The sequence below is a fragment of the Streptomyces sp. NPDC048506 genome (genome assembly GCF_040651315.1).
Classification (GTDB): Bacteria; Actinomycetota; Actinomycetes; order Streptomycetales; family Streptomycetaceae; genus Streptomyces.
The window spans coordinates 1-5,373 of record NZ_JBEZIX010000113.1 but is presented as its reverse complement, the minus strand read 5'-3'; the positions used below and the strand labels follow the sequence as shown (position 1 = coordinate 5,373).

The following is a 5,373-nucleotide window of genomic DNA, read 5'->3' as shown; positions in this document are numbered from 1 at the left end:
GCCAAAGACCCGCTTGAGCCGGATGCCGCGACGAGTGGCACGTCCGGTTCTGAGGGGGCCGGGTCGTGGCAACACGACCCGGCTACCCGACTGCCCAGCATCGTGTACCGCGGAGCAGGCCCCCGCATCGCCTACGAACGCCGTATCGCCGGCCTCACCCAACACGCCCTCGCGGAGCGCGCTGACGTCGCGCTCGGCACCATTCGGAAGATCGAGCGCGGTGAGCGTGGGGTCTCTGACGCAGTCCTGGACGCCGTCGGGGAGGCCCTCGACATCGACCCCGCCCGCCTCCTGCCGAACCGGGAACGCCCAGACGATCGAGTCCACCATGCGATGCCGGAACTGTCCGCCGTTCTCGCCGCGTACGAGGAACCTGACGACGGACTGTGCCGCGAACTGCCCGCATTACGCGAGGCTGTGGCGGCGGTTGTCGCGCACCGGCTGAGTGCGCAGTACGCGCGGATCTCCAGAGCCGCGCCGGGGCTCCTCGCGGAGCTGTGCCGCGCCTTGAACACCGCGGCGTCGGGCGAACGGGCCGAGGTGGCAAAGCTCTTGGTGGATGCCTGCCGAGCAACAGACGCCGTGGCGTTCAAGCGCGGAGCGAAGGATCTCTCCGCTCGACTCCTCGACCTGATGCGGTGGGCAGCGGCTCGGGCCGACGACCCGATCGTGAACGCGACGGTGGCCTACGTTCGGGCTGAACTGCACTTCGGCGCCCGCACGCACGCTGTGGGGCTGCGCGCCCTGGAGCGGGCTCTCGACCGGGCCCCCTGCGCCGACTCGTCCGAGGTGCTGGCGGCCCGCGGTGCGCTTCATATGCGGGCTGCGGTGCTCGCCGGCCGAGCCGGTGACGGAAGCGCTGCGGAAAGCCACCTGGACGATGCGCGGGCCCTGGGAGACCGGGTGCGGGAGGCCGTCTACCAGGGCACGGCATTCGGGCCGGACAGCGTGCGGGTCCATAAGGTGTCGGTGGCCGTGAGCCTCGGTGACGACCATCTCGGCCGGGCGTTGCGGCTGGCCCGCGAGTGGAAGCCACCGCAGGTTCTGCCAGTCGAGCGGCGGTCGGGGTTCTATATCGAGCTCGGCCGCGCGCAGCTCTGGGCCGGACGGCCGGATGCCGCATTCGAGTCACTGAAGGTGGCCCGCCGGATCGCCCCCCAGCATGCTCGGGAACACCGGTGGGTGAAGGAGGACGTGGCCACCCTGCGCCGATTGAAGCGAGCGGACGCAGAGACCCTCTCCAACTTTGCCGAGTGGTGCCACGCGGGGACAGGCGCCTGAAAGGTACCCCTCTCAGGGGTAGTTGAGGGGTAGCGGCGGGGCCAACCTCTCCTTGAGCCCAACGGCACAAGGAGAGACCGTGACCACAACGAAAGCTCCATCTGCTGCAGAACCCGACGTCAGTATCGTGCGGCTGCATGGCGAGGCGTGTTACTGGTGCGGCGCCGCACACAGCACGCTCACCCCAGCCGGGACGGTCACCACGTCGGTTGAGGGCGGCGGCGTGCACGTCTGGTTCATCGTCGCCTGCCCGCAGCACAGGAATCGGAGGCCCCGGTGAACGCGCGCGCCGAGCAGCGAACGACGATCGGGCCGGCGCCCGCCTTGCCGATTGACGCTGACACGATCGGCGAGACGATCCGCCGCGCACTGTGGGTCGGTGCCGGCCGACCAGACCTCGACACGCTCGCCGGGCTGGAAGAGATGCTGCGGGGGCATATCGCGTTGCTGCTCCCCGATGCGCGCGAGGCGGCCCGCCGCCGGTGGTCCACTGACCACCAACTGATCACGAGGCTCAACGGCATCGAACGGCAGATGAACCAGGGGCTCGGCAGTGGCGCCCTATCCGCACACGTGCAGGTGCACCAACTCGCCAGGGACTGCCAGTACCTGCTGGCCATGCTCACCGCCGAGGCGTGGCTGTGAGCGCGCCCGCCCCGCTGGCCTTCGTCTACGACCGGTGCGCCACCCGTAATCGCCGGCACCTGGACATGCGGCTGCATGCCTGCCACGCGTACGTCACCGACCTGGGGTGGGTCTTGGCCAGCCGCGGCCAGTGGTGGGACACGGGTGCCGATGCGCTTGGCACGCACCGCCCGGCGCTGACCACCATGGTCGAGGCGATGCAGGAGGCCGCGGGCCGCCGGGAGGTGCTGTGCCTGGTGCACAGCTGGGATCGGCTGGCCACGGACGGTACGCACCGCCTGATGTTGCAGCAGCGCATCATCTCGGCCGGCGGCTACACCCTGACGACGTTCGGCGAGTCGGACCGGCACACTCTCCGGGCCGTGATGGCAGGGAGGGTGTCATGACCCGTGATCAGCGGCGCGCCCTCGTCTACCTGACCTGTCTGGCCGCCTTGGCATTCGTGCTGGCCGTCGGTATCAGCGGCGGTGGTCATGGCTGAGTCCCCGCGCTCCGGTGACGTCATCTGGTGCCTGGTGTGCCCCGACGAGGTACCACCCGCCGAGATGGCCTGCGTGGTCATACCGACCACCGGCCGCAGACAACAGCCCTACGTAGGTCGCGTCCACAAACAGTGCGCGGAGCGCCACCGGCTCACCCCGGCCCCGGCCGGGTGACCCACCCCTGAGACTCCCGCGGTACTGACCCCCGAGGCGTCGCGGGATGGTCGGCCGCTGCTCGTGACCTCATGGCAGCGGCCGACCGCACGCACACAGCACCACCACGAAGGAGAGCGCGCCATGTCCAAGGGCAGGCCCAAGAACGTCAGGTTCGAAACCGAGGCCGACCGCAAGGACGACGCCAACTCAGCCAAGCAAGCGGCCAACAAACGGGACCTTGTACAGAAGATGAAGGACAAGATCAAGAACAAGCCTTAGGGCCGCAGTCGACCTCGCCTCTCCGCGCGGAACGGCGCTGTCAACCCCCGTCCCGGCCGAGTCTCTCCTTGGCCGGACTGCTCGGCCGGGACGGGTCGGACCTCCGCCGCGAGGCATCACCCCACTCAAGGAGACCCAGATGGGCAAGTCTGCCCGATCGTTACTCACCGACGAGCAGTTCACCGCCGTCTGCTCGACCATCCGAACCGACAATCCCGACGTCGAAGCGGCCGATGCCCAGGCGATCCTCACCGAGGCCCTGGCGTTCGTCGCCGCCTGCGCCCAGTTCCCCACCGCGCGTCTCGTCCCGTCCCGCGTGGTCGATGCTGGCTGGCACGCCCTCATCCTGCACACGCAAACGTACGGCGAACTGTGCGAACGACTCGGCCAGTTCATTCACCACCGGCCCGAGACGCCCGACCCCGATCGATTCGATCAGGCCGTAATCGACCGCACCACCGCGCTGATCGAAGAGACGGGATACTCCGTCGACCCCGACCTGTGGCAGCGACCGGACGACGCACTGGTGCCGGTGGCGGCGAAGTGCCAGCACTCAGACGACTCCGGGCCGATCGTGCCGATCCCCAAGCCCAAGGGCTAGCCTGCGTAGCCCCCAACCGAGAGGACTGCCGCCATGGAGTGGATCCGAGCCGAGTACGCCGACGTTGTGGCCTCCTTGAGGTCGGCCGAAGAAGCGATCGGAAGCGAGGACCGACCGCCGCTCCGCGGCTTCCTCATCCCCGAAGCCCCTGCCGTCACGGATGAAGGCAAGGGGTAGCCCCGACGGCCGCCCGTGGCCAACTGCTGGCCGTGGGCGGGCCACTGGGTGCTCTGCCACCCACCCTCGGAGGGAATCCAATGGCTCTGTTAGCCCCCCAGTTCGCCTGGTTGGAAATCACCGGATTCTGCAACCTGTCCTGCCGCCAACCGGTTCTCGGTGGGCTCACCCGGTGCTGCCGCCTGGGCGGGACGGCACGAACGGGCAGCACGGTGCGGACCCGTTCGCTCCCGGTCCGGCGGCGGCCCATGCGGCGAGCAGCTGCTCGTATTCGGCCTGCTCGTCCGGCCACAGAGGCCGGCCCAGACGTGCGGCCATGAATGCGCGTATGCGCTCGTTGGCCTCGGCGGTGGCGTCAGGGACGCATGTGGTCGCCATGGCGCGGATGGTACGGCCGGCCACTGGCAAGCGCACACGGATTGCCCGCCCTTAGGCTGTTCGCATGATCCGGGGCGTCACCGGCCGGGTGCGGCAGGTCAGTTGCGCGCGCCGGCGATCAGCGTGCGGAACCAGCCGAGTGTGGCGTCGAGCGTCGCATCCAGCGGCGTCGGACGGAGGCCGAAGGACCGCTCGAACGCCGAGGAGTCCACGATCTGCGGCTCGGTGTGCTGGTAGAACATCTCCGCGTACTCGTCCATGAAGGTCGCGTCGAACGGCCCGAAGGGACGGGGTTCGGGGAGCACCACCCGCCGCAGCGGGCCGCCCACCCGCTCCTGGATCATCGAGTGGATCTCGCGGGTGGTACGGGCGGGCGCGGTGGGCAGATGCCACACCCGGCCGTCGCCTTCCGGGTCTTCGCCGAGGGCGGCCAGTCCCTTCGCCACGTCCTGGATGGCCGTGTAGCTGTGCGGGAGGTCGATGTCGCCCAGCGCCAGGACCTCGCCGCCGGTCAGTGCGGGCGGGAACACCGCGCCGCCGAGCGTCGAGTTGAGCACGCCGGGACCGACGAAGTCGGCCGACCGGCCGAGGACGACACGGGCCCGCCCCGCACGGTGAGCGGCGAGATATGCCTCGTCCAGCTGCGCCCGCATCACTCCCTTACGGCTCGTCGCCCGCCAGGGGGTGTCCTCCGTCATCACCTCACCGTGCGTCGGGCCGTACGGATACAGCGTGTCCAGGACGACCAGCCGTGCCCCGGTGGCCTCGACGGCCTTCAGCAGCGCCTGCTGGACCCGGGGCATGACCTCGGTCTGCTGGTGATAGGCGACGTTCACGCAGTGGTACACGACATCGGCGCCCTCGACGGCGGCCAGCGCCCCGTCGTGCGTGCTCACATCGGCGGCACGGCGCTGCACGCCGTCGGGGGCGCCGTCCGGCGTCGAGCGGCTCACCAGTCGTACGGCCTTGCCCTGGCGGGCGAGCTCGGCGGCGAGTGTGGTGCCGGCCGGGCCGGCACCCAGAACGGCGTGGAGACGGCGTGCTGCAACAGACATGGCGATTCCTTCTCTCCGGGATGGCGGGTGGAGCGGATCAGTCGTGGGCGAGAGCGGTGGAGCGGAACTTCGCCCCGCTTCACTTCCTCACTTCTGTTAGAGACCATAACTCTTGCGATCCCCCATCGCAACTGAAGTGATGGTTACGATGAGCGAGGACCGCTCACACATGCCGTCCGCTGCCCCGCAACGCAGGAGGAGACCATGGCCGCCGAGGTACGAAGCCCCCGGGCGCGCTACCGCGAGCAGAACCGTGCGGAAATCAAGGCGGCCGCGCTTCAGCAGCTCGCCGAGGGCGGCGTCCAGGCCGTCGCGCTCA

General features: G+C 69.6%; 8 protein-coding genes and 1 pseudogene. 7 read left to right on the top strand and 2 right to left on the bottom strand.

The window, feature by feature from the left end; all coding sequences use genetic code 11:
- The first annotated feature begins 102 nt into the window (after window positions 1–102).
- From AB0C96_RS42870 to AB0C96_RS42845, 6 genes are all read left to right on the top strand, one after another.
- The gene (locus AB0C96_RS42870) at window positions 103–1,281 is read left to right on the top strand and encodes a helix-turn-helix transcriptional regulator (protein ID WP_362925711.1); all 1,179 of its coding nucleotides are present in this window, start codon (window positions 103–105) and stop codon (window positions 1,279–1,281) included.
- A gap of 276 nt (window positions 1,282–1,557) precedes the next feature.
- On the top strand, window positions 1,558–1,926 hold the full coding sequence (locus AB0C96_RS42865; protein WP_362925709.1) for a DUF6415 family natural product biosynthesis protein: 369 nt from the start codon (window positions 1,558–1,560) through the stop codon (window positions 1,924–1,926).
- Entirely contained in the window at window positions 1,923–2,312 is a 390-nt protein-coding gene (locus AB0C96_RS42860; RefSeq protein ID WP_362925707.1) for a recombinase family protein, read from the top strand. The genes AB0C96_RS42865 and AB0C96_RS42860 overlap by 4 nt, the downstream gene beginning before the upstream one ends.
- 87 nt (window positions 2,313–2,399) lie before the next feature.
- Complete coding sequence (locus tag AB0C96_RS42855) at window positions 2,400–2,582, top strand: hypothetical protein (protein WP_362925704.1); 183 nt, start codon at window positions 2,400–2,402, stop codon at window positions 2,580–2,582.
- Window positions 2,583–2,705: 123 nt separating this feature from the next.
- Window positions 2,706–2,843 (top strand): hypothetical protein, encoded by a 138-nt coding sequence (locus AB0C96_RS42850; protein ID WP_362925703.1) that lies wholly within the window; start codon window positions 2,706–2,708, stop codon window positions 2,841–2,843.
- 139 nt (window positions 2,844–2,982) lie between these two features.
- Window positions 2,983–3,444: a hypothetical protein gene (locus AB0C96_RS42845; RefSeq protein ID WP_362925702.1), complete on the top strand. Its 462-nt coding sequence runs from the start codon at window positions 2,983–2,985 to the stop codon at window positions 3,442–3,444.
- A gap of 342 nt (window positions 3,445–3,786) precedes the next feature.
- Here AB0C96_RS42845 and AB0C96_RS42840 read toward each other — a convergent pair whose 3' ends face one another.
- Together AB0C96_RS42840 and AB0C96_RS42835 are read right to left on the bottom strand one after the other, a co-directional pair.
- Entirely contained in the window at window positions 3,787–3,999 is a 213-nt protein-coding gene (locus AB0C96_RS42840) for a hypothetical protein (RefSeq protein WP_362925700.1), read from the bottom strand.
- Between the two features lie 98 nt (window positions 4,000–4,097).
- Entirely contained in the window at window positions 4,098–5,054 is a 957-nt protein-coding gene (locus AB0C96_RS42835) for an NAD-dependent epimerase/dehydratase family protein (protein WP_362925699.1), read from the bottom strand.
- A 204-nt stretch (window positions 5,055–5,258) separates the two neighbouring features.
- On the opposite strand from AB0C96_RS42835, the pseudogene AB0C96_RS42830 reads away from it, so the two are divergent.
- Window positions 5,259–5,373: pseudogene (locus tag AB0C96_RS42830) on the top strand (TetR/AcrR family transcriptional regulator); the annotation flags it as partial.

Coding starts and splice junctions, on each gene's coding strand:
- AB0C96_RS42855 (WP_362925704.1), top strand. CDS start 2,400: ATGGCTGAGTCCCCGCGCTCCGGTGACGTCATCTGGTGCCTGGTGTGC.
- AB0C96_RS42850 (WP_362925703.1), top strand. CDS start 2,706: ATGTCCAAGGGCAGGCCCAAGAACGTCAGGTTCGAAACCGAGGCCGAC.
- AB0C96_RS42845 (WP_362925702.1), top strand. CDS start 2,983: ATGGGCAAGTCTGCCCGATCGTTACTCACCGACGAGCAGTTCACCGCC.
- AB0C96_RS42840 (WP_362925700.1), bottom strand. CDS start 3,999: ATGGCGACCACATGCGTCCCTGACGCCACCGCCGAGGCCAACGAGCGC.
- AB0C96_RS42835 (WP_362925699.1), bottom strand. CDS start 5,054: ATGTCTGTTGCAGCACGCCGTCTCCACGCCGTTCTGGGTGCCGGCCCG.